19 protein-coding genes are annotated in these 24,070 nt (G+C 63.1%); 6 read left to right on the top strand and 13 right to left on the bottom strand.

Annotation, left to right across the window (positions count from 1 at the left end; all coding sequences use genetic code 11):
* Positions 1-188 precede the first annotated feature (188 nt).
* The 3 genes from U8D42_RS26225 (at position 189) to U8D42_RS26215 (ending at position 4,273) form a co-directional block, all read left to right on the top strand.
* Positions 189-1,703 carry a serine/threonine-protein kinase gene (locus U8D42_RS26225; RefSeq protein WP_197083339.1) on the top strand — a complete coding sequence of 505 codons (1,515 nt, stop codon included), beginning with the start codon at positions 189-191 and terminating at the stop codon, positions 1,701-1,703.
* Positions 1,704-1,749: 46 nt separating this feature from the next.
* Positions 1,750-3,546 (top strand): DEAD/DEAH box helicase, encoded by a 1,797-nt coding sequence (locus tag U8D42_RS26220; protein WP_007172175.1) that lies wholly within the window; start codon positions 1,750-1,752, stop codon positions 3,544-3,546.
* A 553-nt stretch (positions 3,547-4,099) separates the two neighbouring features.
* Entirely contained in the window at positions 4,100-4,273 is a 174-nt protein-coding gene (locus U8D42_RS26215) for a hypothetical protein (protein ID WP_154074410.1), read from the top strand.
* Here U8D42_RS26215 and U8D42_RS26210 read toward each other — a convergent pair.
* The 7 genes from U8D42_RS26210 to U8D42_RS26180 form a co-directional block, all read right to left on the bottom strand.
* Complete coding sequence (locus tag U8D42_RS26210) at positions 4,263-6,068, bottom strand: AAA family ATPase (protein ID WP_007172172.1); 1,806 nt, start codon at positions 6,066-6,068, stop codon at positions 4,263-4,265. The genes U8D42_RS26215 and U8D42_RS26210 overlap by 11 nt on opposite strands.
* Complete coding sequence (locus U8D42_RS26205) at positions 6,065-8,167, bottom strand: hypothetical protein (RefSeq protein WP_047323961.1); 2,103 nt, start codon at positions 8,165-8,167, stop codon at positions 6,065-6,067. The genes U8D42_RS26210 and U8D42_RS26205 overlap by 4 nt, the downstream gene beginning before the upstream one ends.
* A gap of 53 nt (positions 8,168-8,220) precedes the next feature.
* Positions 8,221-11,136 carry an ATP-binding protein gene (locus tag U8D42_RS26200; RefSeq protein ID WP_225325408.1) on the bottom strand — a complete coding sequence of 972 codons (2,916 nt, stop codon included), beginning with the start codon at positions 11,134-11,136 and terminating at the stop codon, positions 8,221-8,223.
* Positions 11,130-11,420: a hypothetical protein gene (locus U8D42_RS26195; RefSeq protein ID WP_225325409.1), complete on the bottom strand. Its 291-nt coding sequence runs from the start codon at positions 11,418-11,420 to the stop codon at positions 11,130-11,132. The genes U8D42_RS26200 and U8D42_RS26195 overlap by 7 nt, the downstream gene beginning before the upstream one ends.
* Positions 11,421-11,481: 61 nt before the next feature.
* Positions 11,482-12,405, bottom strand: coding sequence for a conjugal transfer protein (locus tag U8D42_RS26190; RefSeq protein WP_073877513.1), 924 nt, complete (start codon positions 12,403-12,405; stop codon positions 11,482-11,484).
* Between the two features lie 10 nt (positions 12,406-12,415).
* Positions 12,416-13,498 carry a hypothetical protein gene (locus U8D42_RS26185; RefSeq protein ID WP_046182038.1) on the bottom strand — a complete coding sequence of 361 codons (1,083 nt, stop codon included), beginning with the start codon at positions 13,496-13,498 and terminating at the stop codon, positions 12,416-12,418.
* Positions 13,495-13,941: a hypothetical protein gene (locus U8D42_RS26180; protein WP_007172165.1), complete on the bottom strand. Its 447-nt coding sequence runs from the start codon at positions 13,939-13,941 to the stop codon at positions 13,495-13,497. Before U8D42_RS26180 ends, U8D42_RS26185 begins: the two co-directional genes overlap by 4 nt.
* A 130-nt stretch (positions 13,942-14,071) precedes the next feature.
* Between U8D42_RS26180 and U8D42_RS26175 the strand changes: the two genes are divergently transcribed.
* From U8D42_RS26175 to U8D42_RS26165, 3 genes are all read left to right on the top strand, one after another.
* Complete coding sequence (locus U8D42_RS26175; protein WP_073877511.1) at positions 14,072-14,455, top strand: helix-turn-helix domain-containing protein; 384 nt, start codon at positions 14,072-14,074, stop codon at positions 14,453-14,455.
* Positions 14,445-15,263, top strand: coding sequence for a hypothetical protein (locus tag U8D42_RS26170; protein WP_007172163.1), 819 nt, complete (start codon positions 14,445-14,447; stop codon positions 15,261-15,263). Before U8D42_RS26175 ends, U8D42_RS26170 begins: the two co-directional genes overlap by 11 nt.
* Positions 15,264-15,362: 99 nt before the next feature.
* The gene (locus U8D42_RS26165; protein ID WP_007172162.1) at positions 15,363-15,641 is read left to right on the top strand and encodes a hypothetical protein; all 279 of its coding nucleotides are present in this window, start codon (positions 15,363-15,365) and stop codon (positions 15,639-15,641) included.
* A 199-nt stretch (positions 15,642-15,840) separates the two neighbouring features.
* Here the strand turns inward: U8D42_RS26165 and U8D42_RS26160 are convergent, their stop codons facing one another.
* The 6 genes from U8D42_RS26160 to U8D42_RS26135 all read right to left on the bottom strand — a co-directional run bounded on the left by U8D42_RS26160 (position 15,841) and on the right by U8D42_RS26135 (position 23,781).
* Entirely contained in the window at positions 15,841-17,244 is a 1,404-nt protein-coding gene (locus tag U8D42_RS26160) for a type IV secretory system conjugative DNA transfer family protein (protein ID WP_040624275.1), read from the bottom strand.
* 94 nt (positions 17,245-17,338) lie between these two features.
* Positions 17,339-18,160, bottom strand: coding sequence for a DUF2637 domain-containing protein (locus U8D42_RS26155; RefSeq protein WP_080691135.1), 822 nt, complete (start codon positions 18,158-18,160; stop codon positions 17,339-17,341).
* A 65-nt stretch (positions 18,161-18,225) separates the two neighbouring features.
* Complete coding sequence (gene eccE, locus U8D42_RS26150; RefSeq protein WP_007172159.1) at positions 18,226-19,770, bottom strand: type VII secretion protein EccE; 1,545 nt, start codon at positions 19,768-19,770, stop codon at positions 18,226-18,228.
* Entirely contained in the window at positions 19,770-21,407 is a 1,638-nt protein-coding gene (locus U8D42_RS26145) for a S8 family serine peptidase (RefSeq protein WP_040624272.1), read from the bottom strand. Before U8D42_RS26145 ends, eccE begins: the two co-directional genes overlap by 1 nt.
* A complete protein-coding gene (gene eccD / locus U8D42_RS26140; protein ID WP_007172157.1) occupies positions 21,407-22,903 on the bottom strand; it encodes a type VII secretion integral membrane protein EccD in 1,497 nt (498 codons plus the stop codon). The genes U8D42_RS26145 and eccD overlap by 1 nt, the downstream gene beginning before the upstream one ends.
* On the bottom strand, positions 22,900-23,781 hold the full coding sequence (locus tag U8D42_RS26135; protein ID WP_007172156.1) for a MinD/ParA family ATP-binding protein: 882 nt from the start codon (positions 23,779-23,781) through the stop codon (positions 22,900-22,902). Before U8D42_RS26135 ends, eccD begins: the two co-directional genes overlap by 4 nt.
* Positions 23,782-24,070: the final 289 nt, after the last annotated feature.

Genomic DNA, 24,070 nt, shown 5'->3' with positions numbered 1-24,070 from the left:
TCGTCGTCGTCCCCACCGTGCTACGACGCGCGGACGTGGGCAACCGGTTTTGTCGCCGCTCGGCGACGACGCGATAAATAGTTGAGCCAACCACAACCAATTCGGTGTTATACTTGATTTGAGAACAACTATTTCTGGAGGCAACCGTGCGTCTTGGCGGAATATCGGAGGTGGCCGAGGAGCTCGGCGTGAGCACTCAGCGCATCGCGACACTGCGGCAGCGAAACGACTTCCCCGACGCGGTGGGGGAGATTGCGCAGGGCCCTATCTGGGACCTCGATGTTGTCGCTGGATGGAACAGCTCAGGCCTCCGTCAGACCAAGGCCGGCAGGCCGAAGTCGGACGAGAAGACCCGCACGCTGGGTGGGCGATTCCTGCTGGAACACGCTCGGATCGGTGGTGGCGGCTTCGCCGACGTCTTCCGTGCCACCGACCGCAAGACCAGCGAACTGGTCGCCGTCAAAGTGCTGAAGGACACCGTCGCGGTTGACCCCGAAGCCATCAAGAGGTTTCGGCGTGAGCTTCGGCTCCTCGAAGACCTGCACCACCCCAACGTTATTTCGGTGCTTGCCCACGGCGAGACCGACGACGACAACATCTGGTATGCGATGCCGTTGGCGCAGGGCAGCCTGACCGACTACGTCGACACGGTGGGCGGCCAAGCGCGATTGATCGTCGACATCATGCGTCAGATCTGCACGGGGCTCGGTTACGTCCATGATCGGGGCATCTATCACCGAGATCTCAAGCCGGCCAACGTTTTGCGGCTGAGCAACGGCGATTGGGCGGTATCGGATTTCGGGCTTGCCGTTGAGGCCGAGCGGCACACCGACCCGCTGACCTCAACGCTGCGACAAGGGTTGGGCACGTGGGTCTACACAGCACCGGAGCAGTGGCAACGGGCCCGAAGCGCCGACCACCGTTCCGACATCTACGGTCTGGGCAAGATCCTGCAGGAGCTCGTGACTCAGGACTTCCCAGTGAACAACGAGGTGGAGCCCGGCCCGCTGCGACCTGTCATCGAGACCGCGATCGCCAACTCGCCTGATCGCCGTTACCAGTCGATCGAGCACTTCATGAATGCACTCGAGCGTGCTGTTGATGCACACGAGGAATACGTGGCCAACGAGTCGAAGGAAGAGGCAGCGGAGCGCCTGCAGGACCGCATGCGCAGTCCGTCGGTCGCCGACGCGGACTTGATCGAGATGATCGAGTGGGCAGCCGCGTTGGATGAGTCCAGCCACGACGACATGCACGTGCTGACCCGAGTGCTGCCCTGGTGCACTCGAGGGTCCGTCAAATTCCTCTGGAGCGAACAGCGGGGCGCGTTCCAGCGCGTCTACCAGCGGTTCACCGACTTTCTGAGGCATGGGAACTTCTCGTTCGAGTACTGCGACGTGCTGGCTGACTTCACCCGCATTGTCGTGGCCGAGACGAAGGACTCCAGCGTGATGCGGATGAGCGTGGGCGCGCTCGCGTCGCTGGGGCCCCGCCACAACCGGTGGCACGTGCGTGACGTCCTGGTCAAGATCCTGCAGGAGGTCAAGTCTGACGAGATGGCCTCGGCAGCAGTGGAAGCGTTGCGGGCGGCCGACGCCGATGACGTCGAGTGGTCGATCAGCGATTTCGCGATCCGCACGCTGCCCCCCGCGATCCGTAGCGGCGTCGAGAAGCTGCGGCCTCCGAAGAGTTCCGCATCCTGAACCAGATCGCCTTGCCGACAACGTTTTCCACAAAAGGGGTAGCTTTATGAAAATCGACCAGTACGTCACCCTGCGACCCACCGTGACGGGCAATGCGTCCTTGCGCGAGCCGCAGATCGAGGCATACGAAACGCTCACCGGGCACGACTTCGACGCTCCCGAGGGCCGCGAAGTCTCCGTCGTGCTGCCGGTGGGCTGCGGGAAGTCAGGCCTCCTGGCTCTCACGCCGTTCGCCGCACAGTCTCACCGCGCACTGCTGGTCGCACCGAACCTCAAGATCGCCGACCAGCTGCTGAAGGATCTGACACCTAGCGACCCGAAGTTCTTCTACCTTAAGCGCAAAGTGTTGGACTCCGCGCCGTTCCCAGAGCCCGCAGAAATCCGAGGCACGTCGACCAACGTCACCGATCTCGAAGTGGCTGACATCGTGGTGACGAATATTCATCAGCTCCAGCGAGCCGAAAACACCTGGCTTGCAAAGCTTCCTGCCGACTTCTTCGATCTGATCATGTTCGACGAAGGCCATCACAACGTGGCCGAGAGCTGGGACACTCTGCGGCGGCACTTCCCGGACGCACGCATCGTGAACGTGAGCGCCACCCCCGGTCGTGCCGACGGGCGAATCATGGCCGGTGAAATCATCTACAGCTACCCCATCTCTCGCGCGGTGGAGAAGGGATACGTCAAGCGCATCAACGGCTACCGCCTCAACCCGACCACGCTGCACTACGTCCGGCGCCCTGACGACAACACCGAAGTCGAGGTGTCCTTGGAAGAGGTCCGCCGCCTCGGCGAGCGCGACGCAGGCTTCCGGCGCAGCGTCGTGAGCTCAGACGCCACCCTCACCACCATCGCCGAGGCCTCCCGCCAGAAATTGTTCGAGCTGCGGGAAAAGACCGGCGAGGCCAGGCTTAAGATCATTGCGGCGGCGTTGAACATGGAGCACTGCAAACAGGTCGTCGCCAAGTTCCGCGAACTGGGGCTCCGCGCCGACTTCGTTCACAGCCTGATCGAAGGCAAGAGCAAAGCGAACGAGCGAGTTTACCAGCGGTTGGAGAACCACGAACTCGACGTGATCGTACAGGTGCGCAAACTCGGTGAAGGATACGACCACCCGTATCTCAGCGTCGCCGCTGTCTTCAGCATCTTCAACAACCTCAGCCCTTTCATGCAGTTCGTGGGGCGCATCATGCGGGTGATTCCAGATGTTGACCCCTTCGATGCCGTCAACGATGGCGTCGTCGTTTTTCACGTCGGCGGCAACATCACCGGGGTCTGGAACGACTTCCAGGAGTTCGCCGAAGCAGACCAAGAGTTCTTCGCGCAGCTCATCGACGAGACCGTTGTTGAACCCCTGCCCACTCGCGAACCCCCACCTGGAGGTGGCCAGAACGCTCCGCTGCCGGTGATCACTGGCCAGGCCGACATCCAACTCGAAAACCTGACCCTGATCGCCCTCAGCGCCGACCCAGATGTTGCGCAGGCCCTGACCGTGCTCAAGGAAAAGGGTATCGACACCGGAGTCAAATTCGATCAGCTACAACGCGTCCAGCCCACCAAACAACAGACACGTCGATCCAAAAAGACCCTGCTCGACGATTTGGTGAAGAACGAGGCTGGCAAGTTTCTGGCCAAACACAGCCTCAATCGCGTTGGCCGCGAGCTGGACCGCACCCGGGAGAACTTCGTCACCGTGAAATCGGCCATCGACAGGCGGATCAAGACAATGGTTCCCAGCGGTGCCACCAATAGGAAGGATTACACCGCGGACGACTGCGACTACCTCATCGCGCGGTTGCCTCAGATCGTTGCTGCGGTCGAGGAGGAACTGCGACATGGGTAAGCCCCGCTCACTGCTGCGAACGCTGTCGATTGGCACGGCAGGACGACGGCACCCGTGTCGGTCAGACAAAAACCACGTGCTCAATAAGGGCGACCCGATACTTATCGTCAAGGTCGACCGTGACACTGCCCACTACTGCAGCGATTGCGCTCGAACGTTCATCAACACCGCCCGACAACAGCTGTCTGCCCTTGAAGAAGAGCTCGGGCGAACAACCCCGCCAAGCAGCTGACATCCAGAGTCGCACTCAGGATCCCGTCCACCTCTCTAATCGTCGGGGACAGCCTTACAGACCTCCGATGGTTCTGGCGTGCCAAGGCGGTAGTCCGTGATGTCGGGCTCGTCGACCACAGGTCCCATCGCAGTCGCGACTCTCGGCAGCGCGGAAAGCATTGTGAGAGCGTCGAAGCGGTCACGGTCGCGACTCATATCGTCGTAGACGATCTGAAGGTCCGAGGTGGGCAGTTGTTGCTGCAGTTCTTCGAAGGCTGCGGCTGCCGCGCCCGGCTCGGGCAGGCCCGACCGGACTACCCAGACATCTAGATCGCCAGGTGTGATAGCGGATGCAGCCAAGTGCGAGGTAGTCGATGAACGTCGCACCGACGAGCTCACGGCCGGCGACCACCACGAGGCCATGCTGACCCACGTCCACCTGGACAGCATCCCCAGCATCAGTGTGGCCTACAACGATCCGCATTTCAGCGCCCACGATGGGCTTAGGGCGTGACGAGCTCAAAGGCCGCCAGGACGTCGGTGAGGGCAGCGTCCATGTCTGCCAGCGTGATTGTGCTAATGCTGCTCAGGTCGGCGGTGAGCAAGTCCACCGTCGGGTCCGCTGCGATGCGGGCTTTGGCTTTGCGCAGGGCTTGTTCAATGACGGTTCGGGCGAACCGGCCGTTGGCGGCGACATCGATGAGCATGTGTGGTTCACCGGGGCGTGTACTTGGCGTGTTGCATAGCCACTCAGCGTTGCTGCTGAAGCGCGAAAGAGCGGAGGGTTCGATGGCCACATGGAACCGCGCTGCGAACAGCTCAGCGATCCGTACCAGGTCGTCGGTGTCGCAGGAGGTGAATTCGAGCTGGAACGGGAACCGTGACCGCAGTCCCGGGTTAGCGCTCAAAAGCCGGTTCATTGGGCTGGCGTAGCCAGCCATGGCGATCATTGTGTCGTGGCGATGGTCTTCTGCCCACTTCATGATGACGTCAACGGCGATGTGGCCGAAATCGCGCTCATTATCCGGTTTGTAGAGTTCGGGTGCCTCGTCGATGAACAGTGCACAGCCTTTGGCAGCTTGCAAGATCGCTGATGTTTTCTTCTCGGTGCCACCGATGTGCTCGTCGACAAGATCCTTGCGGGAGACTTCGATGAATTCTGGCGATTCGAGGATGCCCAGGCCGAAATACATCTCGCAAATCAGCCGTGCTATCGAGGTTTTCGCGGTCCCCGGCGGGCCGACCAGAGTCATGTGCAAGGTGTCGCGCTCACCGATCTGGACGCCGCGCTCGGCCATCTTCTGGTCGTAGACCTTGACGAACTTGAGTTCCTTGACATGCTCTTTGACGCGGCGGAGCCCAATGAATTCGTCGAGTTCGCGTTCGGCGCGCTCCAGCACACGTACGGCTTCCTTGCGTTGCCGGGCTCTGCGCAGGTCGGCCACGCTCGGTCCAGAATCCGGGTCCCACCGATTGGACCGGGCGGCAATCACGTCTGGGGTCGTGACGGTGACGCCGTAGCCGGGGTCATCGAGCGCGGCGGCGGCGTCCGGGCGCAGTTGACCGTCTACGCTGGCTGCGCTGAACTCTTTGCGGGCGGCGGCCTCGTCCCCCAACGCGCGGTGGCACAAGCCGCGATATACGGCCGCCTCGGCCAGCAGGTGCGAGGTATCGATGCCGCTCTGGTCGAGCTTGGCCTGGTCGGCCTGCGTCACGACGGATGTCAATGTGGCCAGCGCCGCCTCGAACTGTCCCAGCCCGGTTTGGGCGATTCCTTTGAGCAGCCGTGTGGCGGCCTCCACGATTCCACCGCTGCTCGACGAGGCCTGCGAGGTCCACGTCAACAAGTCTGGCCAGCGGCGCGTCAGGAAAAACATTGTGGCCCCGATGAACCGGTGTATCTGCGCTTGCGCGGGCTCGACGGTGAGGTCAACCCCGTCGAGGATCTTTTCGGCCTGGTCGTAGTCGCCTTGGCTAACAAGTGTCGCCGCGTAGGCGATGGTGATCCCGGTCGGAGTGTGCGGGTAAAGGTCAATGAGGAATGGCGTAGACACGGTTGGCGCTAGCGCAGAATCTGCCAGGCCAATCCGACGCGTTTCGCGATGCAAAGTCGATAGCGCATCATATGCGCCGCGCATGGTGTTAAGGCTGACGTCGCCAGCAACCGCCAACCCCATCCACGCGTCGCACATGCCGGGATCCATGTCGGTGGCCTGCGTGAAGGCTTCGCGCGCTCCCGCGTGATCGGCCACGGGCCCACCGAAGCCCAGGCGGCTAATCCCGATGTCGAAATAGTCACGGGCACTCACTGGTGATAGTCCCTTGCTCGTGGTCGAGGTGGTGACGGAAATTCTACGGGCGACTCAGACAGCTCGAACGATCGCTGCTGCTCAGATGATGTATCTAGCGGCAGGCCGGGGTCCTCATCAGGGGTTGCCGACGGGGGCGCCTGGTGGCGACCCACGCCCTGGGCCGGGCGGCGCGGATGGCTCGGTAGCGATGGCAGCCCATCTGAGCCGGCCATCGGCGCCACCTCGCCTTGATCTGGTTCCCCTGGCTGGCCGTTGCTGAGGGCATTGGACGCCGCCAGGTGCGGGCTGGTGTCGCTGTCCGGGACGCCTTGTTGGGACCCGGGGTCTGAGCCGTTGCGGTGGTGGTGTCCGCGGATGTGCTGGACGGTCTTTTCGGTGATGACGGCGGGAATCACCACCTCTGGCGCGGCGGCCGCGGCGGCGCCTTCTGCCGCTGTGGCGCCGGCCCCCTCTGCTGCCGCAGCCGCGGCATGTCCACCTGCGGTCGCCGCGGCCTCGCTCGCCCCGGCCTTTTCTGCTGCCATCCGGGTGGTGGTGGCCCCGGTCGTCCGGGTCGCCGTGGTCTCCTCCTCACCGCGCATCCGGCTGGGCCGAGGTTTGACCGCATCGAACCCCGGCGTTGAGGTGTCGGCGTCGCCGTTAGAACCGTCATCGTCGCCGGCGCCATCGCTATCGCCGCGTCGCGCGACCCGTCGAAACAGCCCGCGCGCTTTGCGTCCCGCCTCGGCGTAATCGTTGTACTCATCGCGCACAGCGCCGCTTGTGGAGCACCACGCCCCAGTGATGTGGTGGGCGATCGTGCCCAAACTGTCTGTGTAGAAATGCTTGTCGATGTAATGGAACAAGAAGATGCCTACGACCGAACCCAGGCTCACCAACAACAGGCGCGGGACCGCGGTGGCGCCATGCCCCAGTTGCGGCGTGGTGAGCGCCCACCCCATCCCGACCGCACTCAACGCCAAAAAGACAGTGAAGATCATCATCTCGACGCCATGCAACAACACCTGCGAGACGCAGCGCACCGCGTATTTCTTGCCGCGCTGCCAACCGCTCATGCCGACCATCGCCGCGGGAACCACCACGATGCAGTAGTAGGTGGCTTTGGCACCGACCAGCAACGTGCTCACCCCGACGTACCAGATGAACAGGCCGATCCAAAACGCGGCGAACAAGAACACCAGCCCCAGCACAAAGTCGTTGGCCCCCAATTGTTGAGCGTGCGCCAAGGCTTGGGGAGCACCGCATCCGGCCATCGCGTGCGCCGGTCCAGGACCTTGGCTATGCGCGGCCAAGATGGCCTGGGACCAGGCCTGGCGGCAGGTGCCCACATCATCAACGACCATGCCGAAGTTCTGTAACTGTAGAGCTGGTCGCGCCGTCGAAGACACCAGCTGCGCCAGCAGGGCGTCGAGCTGGGTATCCAATGACTGGCCCGGAGCGTACGAACTCTGGCGGGCGTCCTGGGCGATCTGAAAGCCTGTCGCTCGACCCATGCCCAGCAGGCCGTGATCGCTGACTAGATCGTCAATGGGGTCACGAAAGACCGTCCACACCAATGCAGCTAGCACCGCGGCGGTGCCTAGCAGATTGCGGGCCTGGGCCGGCCGCCCTCGCTGTTGGTGATACCCCGCCAACACCACACAAACCGCGACCGCCAATGGCCCCAGCCACATCTGGTTGACGAGCATGTTCACTGTAGCGAAAACGGGGCGCCCGATTTGAACGAGGGCCAAGAGCCACGAGCTCGACATTGCAAATCGCAGAAGCCACAGCGCAATCCCGATAGCGAATACGACAAGAGCAGCTTCATTGGTCAGCCACCAGGCTGCGGTGGTATGCGCGATCGCGGTTTGGGTGGCTTTGACGATCCACGACCCCCACGATTCGGGATCGAACGCGCTGACGTGTTGGCCGTTGTTGAAGGTGGCTTCGGTGGTATCGACCATCGAGAGGAAGTAGTCAGCGATCGGCACGTTGTCCAAGTCATGCAGTCCCGTCCACCCCAGAGCAGCGGCACCCACCGCCGCCGAGGCTTTAGGTGCGGCCACCACCGCCCACAGACACAGCACGTAGACACCTGTCATCGCGCCGATCACGCGGCGCAACCGTGGGTGCTCAACTAGCCAGACTGCGAGGGAATCGCTGGCAGTCATGCGATCACCGATGCGGTGCTATCGAATGCGCGTGCCTGCTCTTCGGTTGGCGCGCCGAAAAATTGAACGCGTGCGGGACGTCCAAGTTCGTCGACTAAGAATCCCTCGCCGAGTCGGGCACGATCGACCGCCCCGGCCTCGGTGGCGTAGCCGCCCCATTCCCCGCGATCAGAGAACACGTCTTCATCAGCGGTGGAGCCAGGACTGGTGTCCTCGCTTAGTGCGCTGACAAGCTCTGGATACATTTCTGGGTCGATGCGCGCCCACTTCAGTGTCGCGTAGGCCAGTTCAGGGTCTTGAACACGAAAGATCCATTTTTGTGTGACAAACTCATCCCCCATGCGGGCAAGGTCCCTGAAATCCTGTGTGATGAACCAGATTCCACTCGCGTGCTTACGGCCCCGCCGAGTGAATTTGTGCGCAATGCGTGCCGTGGTGGGAAAGGCAAGCAGTTCGGCGCACTCCTCGAAGATCATGACGTCGAATACGTCGAGGCGGTCGAACATGTATCGCTGCTCTAGCTCAATGAGCAGGCCATAGATAGCCATTCCGGCGCGCTGGGTCCCCGACAGTTTCGCGTAGAGATCGGCGTTGGTGAGATCCTCGGTGCTGGGCAAGCCCAGGTTGCCGGTCAGGTAGACCGTGGCCGGGGAGTCTTCTGGCCGGTAGGGCGGCAAGTGGTCATCGAAAAGCCCGGGAAAATCCTCCTGGGCTGTTTCTAAGCGCAGCAGCAACTCGTCGTTGTCGGCGTCCGGCTGTGAACGCAGATAGTCCAGCAGTGTGCGGTGGCTCGTAATCCCTTGCCTGGCCCGGGTTTCCGGTCGCACCAAACGTCGGTAACGCTTGGCAAGCAGGCTGTCATAAGACAGCCCAATCCAGGGCAGGATGTGCGAGGCCGCGATGCGCCCTGCCAGGTGCGCTGGGAAGATCACCAGCGGGTCATACAAGTACTGCGGCGTTGTCGGGTCGATGAACCGTACACCCTCGATGGGTGTGAGGGCCTGCTTCCATTCAGCGATTGTGTCTGGCTCGAACACCACAACGCGTCCGCCACGCAGGATCAGTTCATACGCCGAGAGTTTGGTGCGGTTGGACTTCCCGCCGCCGGGATCGCCGACGACGGCCAGCCCGGTGTTCTTGTTTCGGCGCGCAGTTCCCTCGGGATCGTGAAGGATGATCGCCGGTCGCATCGTGGTCTGGTCGATGGCCAGCGCACTGCCCTTGACGTTGCCCACGCGGCCCGAAATCAGCGGCAAGAACAGCGACCACTTATGTGCGCTGGTGGGATTGCGAAATTCATCGAGCGGGCAGGTGTTTTCACTTCCGGTATTGAATGCCTTCCACAGCAACGCCTGGGCGCCACGGTGGCGTTTGACAGCGATGCCGACTGTGTCAAGCTCCTGGCGGACCTGTTTGACCGCATCCTCCAAGACCCGCGGTGAGTCGGCACCGACCGCAATCATCACCGTGTGGTCAAGCTCGCGTTCGGCGGGATTGCCGTTCAGATGCGATGTGTAGGCCCGCGTGCGCGCTAGCTTCCTTGGCAATTCGTCGTTTTCAGCTCCGCGGTGACCACGCTGACGCATCTGGTCTTTGATGTTTTTGGTGTAGCGGAAATTGCGGGCTTGCGCATCCTGGGGTGTGCGAATGTAAATATGTTGGGTCCACTCAATACTGGCCTGGGTGTTCACGTTGAGCAGCGCATTCAGATACGAAGCGCGTGGAAAGGCCAGGCCTGTCTCCGGGAAGTGCTCGACGGTCAAAAACGACTGGTAGCTCGATCTGCAGGTGGGCTCGTGGGGATCATAGACGCGAACCAAGGCTTTGAAACTGGGTCGCCACCATGGCCGCCCGGCGTTGTCGCCTTCATCGAAAGCGATGGTAGGGAAATCGTGAGCGCTCAGTGAGGACGGCCCCGTGCTGGCCGCTGGCATCGGCTCATGGATGACGCCGAGCATGGCGCGATGTCGCCGATACCAATGGATTTGCGCTGGACTAGCCGCGCGAACGTGAAACTCATCAGGTAGGGCACCACAGATCTGGCGGGCAACACTGGCGTAGTGCTGAATCGATGTGCTTGAGTCTTTGTCACGCCCGCTGACCCAGTCCCAAGCCCGCCTGCCCTGTCCGAGCGGTGTGCGTCCCGCGGTGCCAGCATCGACTGGCACCGTTAGCCAAAACCGTGGGCGCACGGGACCGCGATATCCCTTGGTGATCCACTTGTTCGCTTGGGCGATAGTTGGGACCCAGTGCTTGCACTGCCCAATCCATGTCGACTTGTTGGTGTGCGGACCCACCATTGCCCGCATGATGGCGTTTTGGTCCTCGGCGACCAGCAACCCGCGCACTTGCGAGCCTGAGGGCAGGTAGCGCCCCAAGTTCCGCGTCAGCCTGGCGGCTCGCCGGTGGACGTCAAGCGAGCGCATATTGACCGACAAACCATCGATCAAGAATTCGGCATAGACGCCTCCGCCGGTGAAGACCAGATTGTCCTCGACACGTTCAGGAGGGTCAAAACTGGAGTCAACACGCAGCTTCCTCTCAGCGGCACGAGGCTGCGAGGTGATCAGGTGAGGTGGCCGAATAGTGTTGCGGGCAAAAACGAGACGTGCTGAAAGAGATGGACGTCCCTTGGGCAAAAGTAGCCGCATCAGCCCAACGGTCACCACACAGAGCACCACCCCGCCGGCGAGGACCGGAAGCGTGGTTCCGGCGGGCTGGCTGTCGACCCATAGCAGCGTGGGACCCGCGATCGCGGCAATGGCCACCCATTCCACCCCGCGGTAGGGCCCGCCGGGCCATTCCTGCCCGGGAGCGGCTTCCCCGATCTGGATGTCGATGTCGCGGATGCCCGACCACGCTTCGGCCTTGTCGACGGGCCGTGGTGGGGCAACTGGGCCGGTGGTCACCATCCGCGGGTATTGGAGTGGCCAACGCTGCCGGGCAGGTGCTCAAATTCCTGGTTACCGCGCTGATACAGCCCGACGATGTGGGCTACGACAACTGCAAGAGCCACCCCGCCGGCGATTGCCGACAATCCGGCACCGGTGCCGCGCTTCCAATGGTCTCTCATACCGCGCACGATGCCGCTGCCCAGGAAGTATGTGCCGCCGACTGCGACGATGATGTAAAGCACTTCGTGGCTCATGTTGATCACGCCGGCCCCGGCAGCCACATTTGTCGTGTGGGTAGCCAACGTCTGTAATGTTAGCTGTCTAATCATGATCAATCCCTCTTTCTCTCAACGTGAGTGATGGTCAGTGCGGTGCTACCGCCGTGGTGGGCACCGGTGTCGGTGTCGCGTCAGCCAACAGCGGGATCGCGTCGATCTGGGCAACAAACCAGGTGCCGCCCACCGAACGCAGCGTCAGGGAATAAGACAGCGATACGAGGGTGTAATCGGATCGGCGCGCCGAAACATCGATGTGCGTGGCTAATTCGTTGTTATCGGAGGGAGCATCGGGTGGAGTGTTGTCGGCCTGAGCAGCAGTCACTGTGGCCGAGGAGTACGACCCTACGGCTGTGATGCCCGAGTCGGTGGTGATAAACCGTTCCAGTCCACCCGAGGTGGTTAAAAACGACGTCGCAAACCCAGACAGCATCGTAAAAAGTGGGCTGTTGGCAGCGATTGGTGCTGAATAGCCCAGCGGCACATAGGCTCCCGGAGGCGGCATATCGACTCTGCTGATCCGATCAAGAGCCTGAATGCCCATATCCCGGTATACCGCCACCGGCAGCTGGTAGAAAGCCGTCGTCGGCGGCGCCGACGGGTAGGGCAGTTCGTCGATTTGAACCTTCACGCTATAGAGCACGATGTCGTTGGAAGAGGTCTTGCGCTTAGATGCCCACGCCGCCGGGTTCGACACCGTCATCGACGATGTCGTGGGCAACTCGTACTTTTGTCCCCCGGGAAAGCAGCGTGTCAAATTCGAAGCACCCGAGGTGGTTCCGACAAGTAGCCCTTTCACGCAATTCACGGCGAAAGCCTTCACGGGATCGGTCTCGTTGATCACGTCGCGGGCCACCGCCGCCACTGGTGCTGGTTCAGGGGGAAAGACAAACCCCCACAGCAGGGCGATACCGTTGATGGACGAACTGGCCACAAGAATCACAAGAGCGACCCGGCCGGCGCTGTGGCCCAGCACCGTGATGCGCTTCTTCCATACGTTGCTGATTCTCACCACATCGTCCTCATGTCGCCTGGTGCCCAATGACTTTGATGCTCGACACCGCGAAGGTTCCATCACTGGGATCGGTGTCGTGTCCCGACCCAAAGCCGGTCGGGTCAGGCCCGTTGGTCGGTTCCGGGCCGGTGGCCGGGGTGGGCCCACCCAGGATTCCGCCGAACGGTCCGCCGTCTGGGGCCGACACGCTGGGCTGGGGGGCTGCGACCGGACGGCTGGTGTGCCGAATGATCACAGTGATTTTTGAGGCGCTGATCCCGGGAATCAGTTTGACCGCTTCGCCGTGAGCATTGCCGGTGTCCTGGTCGACGACCGTGTGCGCAGTGTCATTGAACTGCCACTGCAGCAACGTGACCACCCGATGCTGTAGCCATGGGTCACCGCCGGACCCCTGGGCCGCAGCAGTATCCCCCGGCACGATACTGACCGCCGTGATCACGTAAGCGCGTTCGATTCCGGCGGGCCCGAGCGTGATATAGAGCGGTTGTCCATCCGTATGCCGCACGCAGATCCACGGCGATGGCTTGTCGGGATCGGCAATCGATTTCGCCGAAGTTGAGGCGCCCGCCGGGCAGTCGGCTGAGGCGGTAAACGGCAGTGGGTGATCGCCGCCATCAGCAGGAGTCGGCGCTGGTGCTGCCGCCATTGTCGGTGCGGGGCCCGATTTGACTGCGTGCTGGCGCAGACTCGGCGAAGGGTTGTCGGGACCTGAGAGTGTGACGCCCAGCGTGGTTATCACCGTTGCCAACAACACGACGCCAGCGAACGCGCCGAGTACCCACGGCGTAAATCGGCGCGTACGCCGCTCCGCCTCGTGATCTAAATCAGCGTCGGCACCGGGGCTTTCGTTTTCTGCCGAGTCGGTGTGGTCGTCGCCGTCGGAAACGAACGCACCCGCAAAGGCGTCGGCACTTTGATCCTCGCCGAAGGGTGCGGCGTCGTTGTCGCTGATCGCGCCATCATCATCGGGATGCTCGTCGGCTGACTCCCCGGCCGCGCCGCTGTCGAGGGTGTCTTGGTCGTGTTCTGCATCGGCGTCGAGATTCACCCCAATCTGACGCAGCCATTGCTGATCAGAAACCGAGCTCACGGCCGCCGCCGCCCCGAACGGTGCCCGCTAGCCCGGCGCGGCGTGAATTTGCGCCGGTGATGGTAGGTGGCCGGCAAACGCTGCACACGCGGCAATGCCGTCGCCGAAACCTTGACATAGCCGTCGTCGCGGTCAGAGGCCAAGCCGGTGTCCTCACCGCGCACCACATACATGCGTTCGCGATGAGCAATTACCGGCGGCAGCGGTGTGGATGGCGCCGCCTGCGGTGGGCCTTGGGGAGCGGTCCGGCTCCAGTCCTGCTTAAGACGCTCCTCGTCGGCCGCCCCTCGGGCGCGGTGTGCGCCTATTAGCTTGGCCGCTCCCCACAAGCACGCCGCCGCGACCAGCAACGGAGCGAGTTTGATGAGCAGTTCGACGATCGCCAACACGATCGCGGCGATGACTGTCATCAGCACTGCGGCCGTCGCCACAAGCCCCTTCATCGCGGTGTCCCTTCGTCGTCTCGGCGCCGCTAAATCGGGTGGGCGCCTATGCACGCAACCGTAAGCGGTAATAGGCAAGGTTGTCCACATGGTTAGACGATAATGGTTGCGTTTAGGTAGTTTTGTGGGCGTGATTGCACCTAATGATGGGCCAGCGCGACTCGACTACTTCGTCTCTGAACGGCTGGCGGTCCTGCACATGTCCCGTGTCGAACTGGCCCGCCGCGGCGGACCCAACCGCTCGACACTGCACAAATCCAGTAACGGCTCACGCACCATGTCGCTGGCCACGCTGGCCCGACTCGATGAGGCGCTCGGGTGGGCCCACGGGTCGTCAAGGGCGATCCTTGACGGCGGGGTCCCAGCCACACCACCGCCCCAAGACACCCACGTACACACCGTTTTGCACGCCGTCGAAGGCCTCGTCGAGCAATGCCACTCAATCTTGGCCGACGCCCGTCAGCTGCTCACCGAACTCCTGACAAGCCGGGACCCGGCCGAGCATGCCCGCTGACATTTTCGACGACCAACGCCGAGCATGGATAGCCGCACACGCTGGGATATTTGTCTTCCAAAAGCGTCGCGCCGAGCTGCTCGCCAAAAAGATTCGCGCTCGCACACGCAGCCATGTTGGTGCCCGACCCGACCCACACGACGACGTCGTCGCCCTGCCACTACCGATGCGCTCCGCCACCTCAGCCAGCGGATCATTTGAAGTCGCACTGGTGCTAACCTGTGCGGCCATCGCGCCGCTGGGCTGGTTGGCCGGCAAACTCGCCTACGGACTAATCGTCACGCTCATCCCCGAGCGGCTCCGCGCTTACCCGATACCGGCACTGCTCTGGGGCGCCGCGCTCGCAGCGCTGCCCTTGCCGTTCTATAACCCCTCCCCTAGTCTCTGGGGCGAGCTGATCATCCCCTGGCTTCTAACACAACTGCCCGCAACCCTGCTCACCGCAGCCGTCTGCGGGGTCCTCGAAGGCTGGCTAGCCGTGGAAGGATCCAGCGACTGGTGGCCACTGACACCCCAAGCTGTCGAGGTTGACGACGACCTCATTCTCGGGCCGACGCTGCCCATCACCACCGTCTTAGATCCACTCCCCGAACCGGGCTCCGCCCGCCGCATACCGCCATCCCTGCACGCGCGCCGGCGAACCCCACCACCTATCCACTGGGTCCCCATCCTTGGCGGGACTGCGGTCATCGCAGCGATCTCCATCTGGTGTCTCATTTGCGCAATCAGCGTCCTGTTCGGCTCCACCAACCAGCACCTCGACACGGTCAGCTCCCGGTCAACCTCGATGCAGCTATTCGCGAACTGAGTTCGCTGCTCGGGGCCAACTCTGGCGCGCTGATGCCTACACCGCTTTGCAAAAATTGGGGTGTGAGCGGGGGGTGGCGGCACAGATACGGTTCAAGGTATGGATCGGGGTACGACCGTAGACGCAGTTGTGCATCGGGTGTTAGCCGCGCTCGAGCGAGCTGGCCAGGTTTGTGACACGCCGCCGGGTTCGCAGTCGCTCGAGGCGATGCGGCAACAGATCATTGCCATGCTCAGCGATCCGCCGTGGTATCTCAACACCTCGGCCGGGCAAGTGCTGTTCTTGAAGATCCTGCGTCAAATCGCCTCAGACGCAAGCGATATCGTGAAAAACACGCGTCAGGACCCAGGGTCATGTGAGGGCAACATTCGTCGGTAGGTCCGCAGCTGGAGTGCTACTGCGGACACGGCCAGCGTCGAGAAACGCTTGATCGCGTCGACAGCAAATTAGTTGCAGCACAGGCAGATTACACGGTGCAGCTACCCGGAGCTGCCCAGCGGTCGCACTTGGGAAGCTGGACGCGAGCACCGAGACCAATGCGTCAGTCATAGATTGCGCCCGTCGCGGCAACCGCCCGTCAACCCCACTGCGCCTTTTTGATTCGCCGCTGAACCGCCTGGTCGAACAGAGCCAGGAACTCGGTCCAGTCTGGAATATGAACTCGCTCGCCAGCCGTGCCGCGCTGCAACAGCTGGGCTTCTTCCCGGCTTTGGGGAAGCAGTTCCTGCCAACCGATCGCCTGGCCGAATTGCGACGATTGGCCCCGACTCCCCCCTGTGGGCTCATAGGCTTCGGTACGTCGGGTTGTCTCTCCCAGCCAATGTGAGGCCTGTTCGAGCAAATGGCGCTCGTGAGCTCCATACATGATCAGCGTGCCCGGAAACATCTCCCGCAGCGCTTCAGCGTACTTGGACCCAAATACAACGTCGAAATGCGCCGACGCCTGCACCGTCGCCAAGATGTTGACACCCAGTCCCGCTGACTCCCCCACGTAGGTCAACAGATCCGGCAACGGACATGAGTTACATACCTCGTCGAGTTCCAGCAGCAGCGGATGCGTCAGTTGATGATTGGCCATCTTGCGGCGGAAATGACGCACGATGGAATCGATCAGAGCCACCGCGGCTCCGGCGACCGAGCCGGTGTTCGGGGCGATCACAAACAATGTGGCGTCCGGCTCATCAAGCATGTGGACGTCGAATGACTCCACAGCGACACGTTCGACCGCGCTCAAGTACGGTGCTCCCTCGTCGGCGCTCAAACCCAAGCGCAGCCACGGTGTTACGGCCTTGGACACCGTGATCTTGATGCTGTCACGCAGCCGGGAATCCATCCCGGCGATAACAGAATACAGCGGGGCCGCGAGTTTCGGTTGTTCGCAAAGCCCGTAAGCGGTCAGCCACGACGGGCGTCCGAGCTCGGGGATGGGTTGGTCGCCGCCGGTTTCGTCGATACCGAAATCCTGCACGGCATCGAGCACCCAGGGCATTCCCAAACTGTTGCCCTGCGGGCTGGCCGCGTACAGCAGGCATGCCAACGGCGGTGCGGCCTGACTTTCCCAAAGCCCGCCCGCAGCAACAGCGTTGCCGCCCGATGCGCCACTGAAACCCACGCCCGAGGTCGCGAGCATGGTCTCAGCAACGGTCAGTGCTTCATGGGCGCTGGCGATCGTGCGGGTCGGGTCGGTGACCATACGCCTAACCCCGGCCGGCCATACCTCAGTGTGCTCAGGCCGCAGATCAATCACACCGGTAATCCCGATATTGCGTCGTGTTAGAACAAGCTCTGCCAGGTCGGGTTTCGACGACACCAAAACTTCCGGCCCAGGATGCACGAGCGCCGCCGGGGCCAAAATCCTGCGTGTTTTACCCGTACGTGTTGGTGCGCTTACCAGAATGTGAGGTGCTGTCTCCGCACGCACGGCAACGTTTTGGCGATTGTAGGTGAGGCCGCAGTACGGGGTGTACGGTTCGTTGACCACTACGTCATCATGGGCGCCACTGGCCGCGAACGTCTATCAAAGCAGCGACATTCGCGATCGCCGGACGTAGGTCACTGCGGCGGAAGCTTCGGGTTTACACCGCCGCTGCCGAGTGGAGCGCCGTCGCCAGTATCCGGTTCACCGTTGTGTGGTGCAGCTTGAGTTCCTCTGAGATTTCACCCGGCTTTTGCCCGTCAGCGTGGCGGCGCAGCACAGCGTCAATGATTTCTGCAGGCTGCTTGGTTCTTTTCGATGCCATCACTGTGCGTACGGCGTGTTCATGACGCTCTCGCGGGGGCACAGCGGCGTCCACTCTTGGAACCGATGACAGCGACCGGTCCGGCTCGACCGCCACCATGGCCCTATCACGCTCACCTGCTGAGGACCCAGCGACTGGCAGAGGTGTCGCCGACAGGGACACCGGGACGTCCTCCTCGACGAGGGCCGGCGGCGCCTCGGCGCGGCTGTGTAGGAGCCGGGTCAGGGCTACCAGCGCAACGGTGGCCTGCGCGGTCGTGACGTCAATGATCAGCGGCCACAACCATGCCAAGCTTGGGCGGATACCGCACCGGATAGCCAAGCTGCACAACGCATCAAATGACAGGCGAAACGCACCGGCCCCCAGTAACAGCGTCATGATCACCGCCGCCCAGAACGTCAAGGTGGGCCGGCGGTGCACCTTGATGAGCAGCGAGAGCCCTTCCGTGGACCCGAGCAATACCAGAGGTGGGGCCGTGGCCACCGCGGCCGCCAGCGCCGGGGCGACGTGATCGGCCTGCACGATCGCGTGTAACGCGTTGCCAGCGATCGAGGCCGCGCTTGCTCCTATCAACACCACCCAAAAGAAACGCACTGCGCGCCGGTGGGTTTTCGGATCGGTATCGGCGGGAGTGCTGCGGGCGCTATCGCAAGCCATACCCGCAATCGTGCACTCCCACCCCGGTATTCGTCTACCAAAGTCAGCCACATTGGGAGGATCGATTACCGCAGATAAGCATCCTCGTTGCGGAATGTCACAGACCTCAACGTGGTGCGAAAACGCTGTGTTTTCACGGTGATTCGCTCGCCCCGCTGTTCGATACGGATATCGGGTGCAGCGCTGGCGGGCACATCGCCGACCGTGATCGATGTGCGCGCGGGTGGGTAGTTGTTGACGCGACCATTGTGTACCACCATCGTCGGAGGACGTGGCGGCTGGGCTGTGACGTCGCGCGTCGTCCAGATCCGTGGGGAAGCAGACGTCATTGTCCAACGCCCAGTGGGGTCGTAAACGGCGACCTGTTCGCCTGCTGCGGCCGCCCGGCGAATCAGCCGTTTCACCGCCTGGTCATCATCGGCGTGCAGAGCAATTCGGGTGGGGGCCGCGGGATCTGATATCGGCATCAACAGCATAGCGTCTCGCAGTTCACCCAGCAGAACACCCGATGCGCCGGCTACGACAGCTGTGTTGAGTTCGGTAGTTACTGGCGTTGATGGCAACCTCAGCCGCCTGCACCCAGGCAAGGTCAGCGCCAACGCTTCCCACTGTCGGCCCGCCATCGGGTTGAGCACCAGCCGCGGCGAGCTGGCAAGCGGTTGCACGGTGGTCAACCGGACGAGGGCTGAAGCCCGCACGCCGGCAGGATCGCTGCGCAACGCGATCACCAGGGTCGTGTGGTCGCTCTGGTAGGCCCACACGTCGTCGAGTTGAGCAGAGCGCACGTCACTGGCGCTGAAGAAATACGCTGTGACATAGGCCTTCCCGCCGCGCTGCAGATTCGTCCAGCGGTCCTGGTAAGAAGCTGTCGCGTTTTCGGGCCCACCCAGGCTGGCCGCTACCGCGTCGTTCATCTGCGCTGCGGTCAAAAGCCTTGCACGACAGTTTGTTTGGCACAGCGCTCTGGTGATGCGCTGAGAAGCCGCCACCGCCGCGCCGATCGTGTCTCGCCGCCACAGCAGTCCAGGCAGAATGCGGTCGCTGCGCGTATCGAAGCGGACTACCAACGTCACGCTACGCTGACCGGCCGCCGGCAGCCCCCGTAGCGCCGCTTCATACAGTTCGGCATAGTTGTCTCTGGCTGTGCGGCTGCCCTCGCAGATGATGTCGACATCAACACTCAACCCGCAGCGCTGCATCTCTTGTGCGATTACGCTAATCGGCACGGTATTAAGTGTTTTGGTGTGGTCGGCGTGCAATAGGGTGGGGATGTAAGGCTTGCCCAGCACAGTGATCATCGTGGACACGGTGTGCCCGTCGATCACAACACCGACTGTGTGCTCGTTGAGGGTGACATCGACCGGTTGAGGCAGCTGGAGTCTGCGCACCCGGCGGCGCGTCCAGGACATGGCCCGCCACGCCCACTGCCACACGGTGCGCTCCCGGAAGGTCAGCACACAGATCACCAGTCCGGTCGCGGCGCCGCTGGCGACGGCGATCGGCCACGAATCCAGCGTGGCGCTCAGTGCCAGCGCAACCAGACCTGCGACCACTTCGCCGGTGACCACGGCGCGGGGTGCGATACGGGCCGAGACAAACCGTTGCTTCATCAGATTCGCTCCCTGCGACGCGAGACGGTCAGGCCCACAGCAAGTCCCAATACGCTGACGACGGCGAGACCGGTGATGGCCATCGCGACCCAGCCCGGACGTGCGTCGCGTGGCGGGGGCGGGGCCGGCACTTTCAACTGGGCGCGCTGAACCCCGGGGGCAAACGTCTCACCCGGCGGCACATCCCAGGTCAGCGCCGCAACGGGGTCCACAGTTCCATAACCGACCACGTTGTCACGTCCACCAGCGGGAGGGTGCGCGGTGGCCTCTAACCGGTGGATCACTTGATGGGCTGTCAGGTTGGGAAATTTGGCCCGCACCAAAGCCGCCACTCCCCCGACGAACGCCGAGCTAAACGAGCTACCAGCGATAGGGTGCAGCTTGTCGTCATCGACTGAACCGTTGATCACCTGCCCGCTCGTCGACAGCCCCACGATGTCGGCTCCCGGCGCAGCCAGTCCTACCCACGGGCCGTGCAATGAGGCGGCGTCGCCGCTGGCGGGAACGCCGGTCGAATCGGTGGCCGACACCGCCAACGCGTAGTCGCTAAACCATGCTGGGGTGGCGATCGTTTTGACTGACGACCACCCCCGAGTGGGATCACCCGGTAATGGGTCCGGGTTTTGCCCATTGCAGCCCTGGGCATGAACGTTGCCCGCCGCGGTCACGATCACCACGTCGCGGTCAACCGCGGCATAGTGGACCGCGTCGGCCAAGGCGCTTTGATCCTGGGGCTTGGCTGTCGAGATGCACGACACCACACTGATGTTGATCACTTTGACGCCCAGATTCGCCGCGTGCACGATCGCGCGAGCCAACGAATTGATGTCACCGGCGCGGCGAACATCCTCGGGGTTGTCGACCACGCCGGGATCAACCAGGCCGAAAGTCTGCGCGGTCTGGCGAATCGACAGCAGCACCGCGTCTGGGGCGATGCCGATCAGCCCGTCTGGACCACCACCGGGCGACGGTTCCAGCGGCGCCGGCCCGCGAGCGTGGCCGAGAGTAACCGGAGACGGCGGCATACCCACCCATGATGGCTCGTCGGGCGGCGGCGGCGGCGGCGGTGGTGGCGGCGGCGGCGCCACCGTTTGGGTCACCGTGACCGTCGGCGGAGGCGGTGGCGGTGGAATCGCGCGCGGCGGCGGAGCCCCGGCCGGCGGGGCCGCAGGCGCCGCCCACGCCGGCTTGGGGACCAGTGCGAGCCCTGAAGGCGCCGCCCCAATCAGTGAAGCCACTACTGTGCCGTGCCCGTCGCAATCCGATAAGCCGTCGCCAAACGGGCCCATGACATAGTCCCCGCCAGAAACTAGGTGCGGCAGCCGAGGTTGTGCAGCCACGCCGGTATCGATAACCCCGACGACCACGCCAACACCGGTGGATTCTTTCCACGCTTCTGGCATGTTCATCAGCTGCAGCGCCGCGGGCAACTCACGCAAATCACTGCCGGGCAACACGCCGGTTGTTGTGCACGCCGCGATCTGGCGCATCGGCTGATCCGGCCCGGGTGCGGGATCGGGCGGGGGTGGCCCAGGCGGCACCACCGGGGGATCAATCGCGCCGGCCACGCCGCCAGATACGGCAACCAGTGCTGCGGCGAGCCCGATCGCGCCCAGCGTACTCACGGCTTTAATCATCAGCCGTGGACCGCATTTCGTACCACCCACAGCAGATTCAGCAGCCAGATCGCCCATGGCACAACGAAAATCAGCAGAATGTACTCGCTGACTTCGACGGCGCGGTTTACCGGTGCGCTGATCCGCGCATTGGGCACCACCAGCGCTCCAAGCAGGCCCGCCCCGGCCAACATTAGCGCTGCGCCAACACATATCAGGGTGACAACCGGCGAAGCCGGGTTGGGAGCGCTTGCGTATCGTCCGATCACCACCGCTACCGCGACGACCGCACCAACGGCCAGCATCACCGATTGATTGCGATCAACAAACGAGCGCGCCCGGAGCAGAAAGATTGCGCAAATCCCCAACGTGAATGCCAAAAACCGCCACCCGCCGCCAGTTTCGGGCATCACTGCATAGCGCGCGGCCGCCACCAACACCACAGCGCCGCCAGCCAGCAGACCCGTCACGATGGCGGTGCCGCGCCGAGCCCACGTCGCGATCTGCTCAACGGTTTCATTGCCCGGACGCTCCACCGGCGACACCGTGTTTAGGGCAGCGCCTTCTCGAGTCTCAAACACCCCCCGGTTAGTGACCGAAGGAAACCATGGCCCGGGCACTCCGGCCCCCACGATCCCGATGCTGGTTGCAAACGTCACTAGCACCAGGTCCGCTACCAAGAAGACGACCGCCAGATGCGCTGGCAGCACTCGCCAACCGCTGGCGTGGATCGCCGCCACCGCGCCCGCAGATAACCCGACCACAGCCATCCCCGCAAACACAGTCAGATAGCGGCCGGTCAGCATCGTCAATGCCGCCACGCCGGCCAACACGGTGGCCGTCGCGGCCACCACATGCCAGCCACCGGGTGGTCCCGGCACCGACATCGCCGCGCCTGCACCGGCGCAAATCAGCGCCGACCACACCAGGAAGTCCGCCGATCGGCGTCGCTGCTCATCTCGTGCCCGCGTCGCCGCCCTCGCCGACACCAAGAAAACGGCGGCTAATCCCCACGACACCGCCGCGGGCAGCCAGCCGTGCTGTTGCCACCACAACTGCGCCAACATCACCTCGGCCCACGCGACCAGCGCTGCGAAAAGCCCCCCGGCTACCCGACGCGCGACCGTGACATCGACTGTGGCGAACTGCTGGCGTGCTGAACGAGCCAGCGCCGTCGACACCTCCTCAATGACAGGTGCGAAGCGTTCGGTGGCGTCAGTAGGCAAGAGACACAACAAGTCCCCGTCGTAGACACGGCTGTCATCAAGGGATCGCTGCGGATCGAGCGGAGTGGCGTCTGCACGGCACAGTTGAAAGGTCAACGTGTCATCAAGAGGTGCCCGCCCGCGATCTTTGAGAATCGCATTGACCCGCGGGATGAGGTCCTCGATCACCGCAATCAACGCCACCCCAGCAGGCAGGACGTAATCGATGAGCGTGTCATCCCCGACCAGCAAATGAACCTTGCACAGCCGAGGGACTTCCGGCGCCTGTTGTGCGGAATTGGCGGTGGTCATCGGGCATCGGCCGCTGTCGAGAACCCTGCCGCCAATGCGGCGGCGGTCTTAAGCACCGCCCTGGCGGTCTTAGGGTTGACCCTTCGAAGGTCCAACTCGCCCGCCGAGGCGATGTGGGGGTCAAAGGGTACCTCGATAATGCGATCGTTTTTGACCCAGCTCCCGAAATGCTCCCTGAGTGTGGCGACCAGTTTGGCCGCCTCCTTACGATCCTTCCGATTGCGCGCCGGGCGAATGTGGTTGATCACCAACACTGTTCGCGACAGCAACTGGTGATAGCCTTCGTCGCGCAACCACTCGAAATTGGTGCTCGCGCCTTCGGCGCCGTCCGGGACGGCCGAGGCCACCATCAACACCGCATCGGCGCGCTCGAACACACCCTTCATCACCTCGTGTTCGAGATCGACACCGCAGTCAACGAAAAGCACACTGTAGAACCGTTGTAGACGCATATGGCCCTTGCTGAACTCATCAGCGGTCAACCCCTCCCCGCGAGCGCCTCCATGGCGCGGGGAAGCCACAACGTCTAAACCAACTTGGTTGTGGCCCGTCAAGGCCCCAACATCGGCGTAGCGATGAAGATTAAGGTCGTCGTTAATCGCACGCAGCGATGACGCCTTGGGATCCACCCGAGCCGCCAAATTTGCGGCCTGTGCCGGATCGGCGTCGACAGCGACCACTTGGTCGTTACGATTGCGTGCAAACTCACTGGCGGTCGCGACAGTCATCGCGGTCTTGCCCGAACCGCCCTTGCCACCAAGCACCACGACGGTATAAGTGCCACGCAAATTGGCCCCGATCGCAGCCTTGAGGCCACGCACTGTGCGCTCGTCGCTGGACTCACCGACGTTAATCAGCCCACCAGAAACCTTGAGCAACGCCCTGCGCCACCCCTTGGATGGCGCCTCCTTGTGTGGGGCAATCAAGTCCGTGGCGCGCAGGTGCTCTCGCAGCGCGTCCGAAGACCGTGGCGTGCCCGCGGTGCGAGGCGACGGTTGGGGTGTTGGCGCACGCCAACCATGTTCTTCTGCCGGCGGATACGGACGCGCAACCTGGCTGGGATCTGCGTGACCGGCTGGCTGCGGTGCGCCGTGACGCCCACCGAGCGCCGCCTCCGACACTCCCTGCGGTGGGCGGCCCAATTGACTTGAGGAACCGTAGCTTTCG

Source organism: Mycobacterium europaeum (genome assembly GCF_034555895.2).
GTDB lineage: Bacteria > Actinomycetota > Actinomycetes > Mycobacteriales > Mycobacteriaceae > Mycobacterium > Mycobacterium europaeum.
The sequence above is the reverse complement of the archived record's forward strand: the minus strand, read 5'-3'. Positions and strand labels throughout refer to the sequence as shown.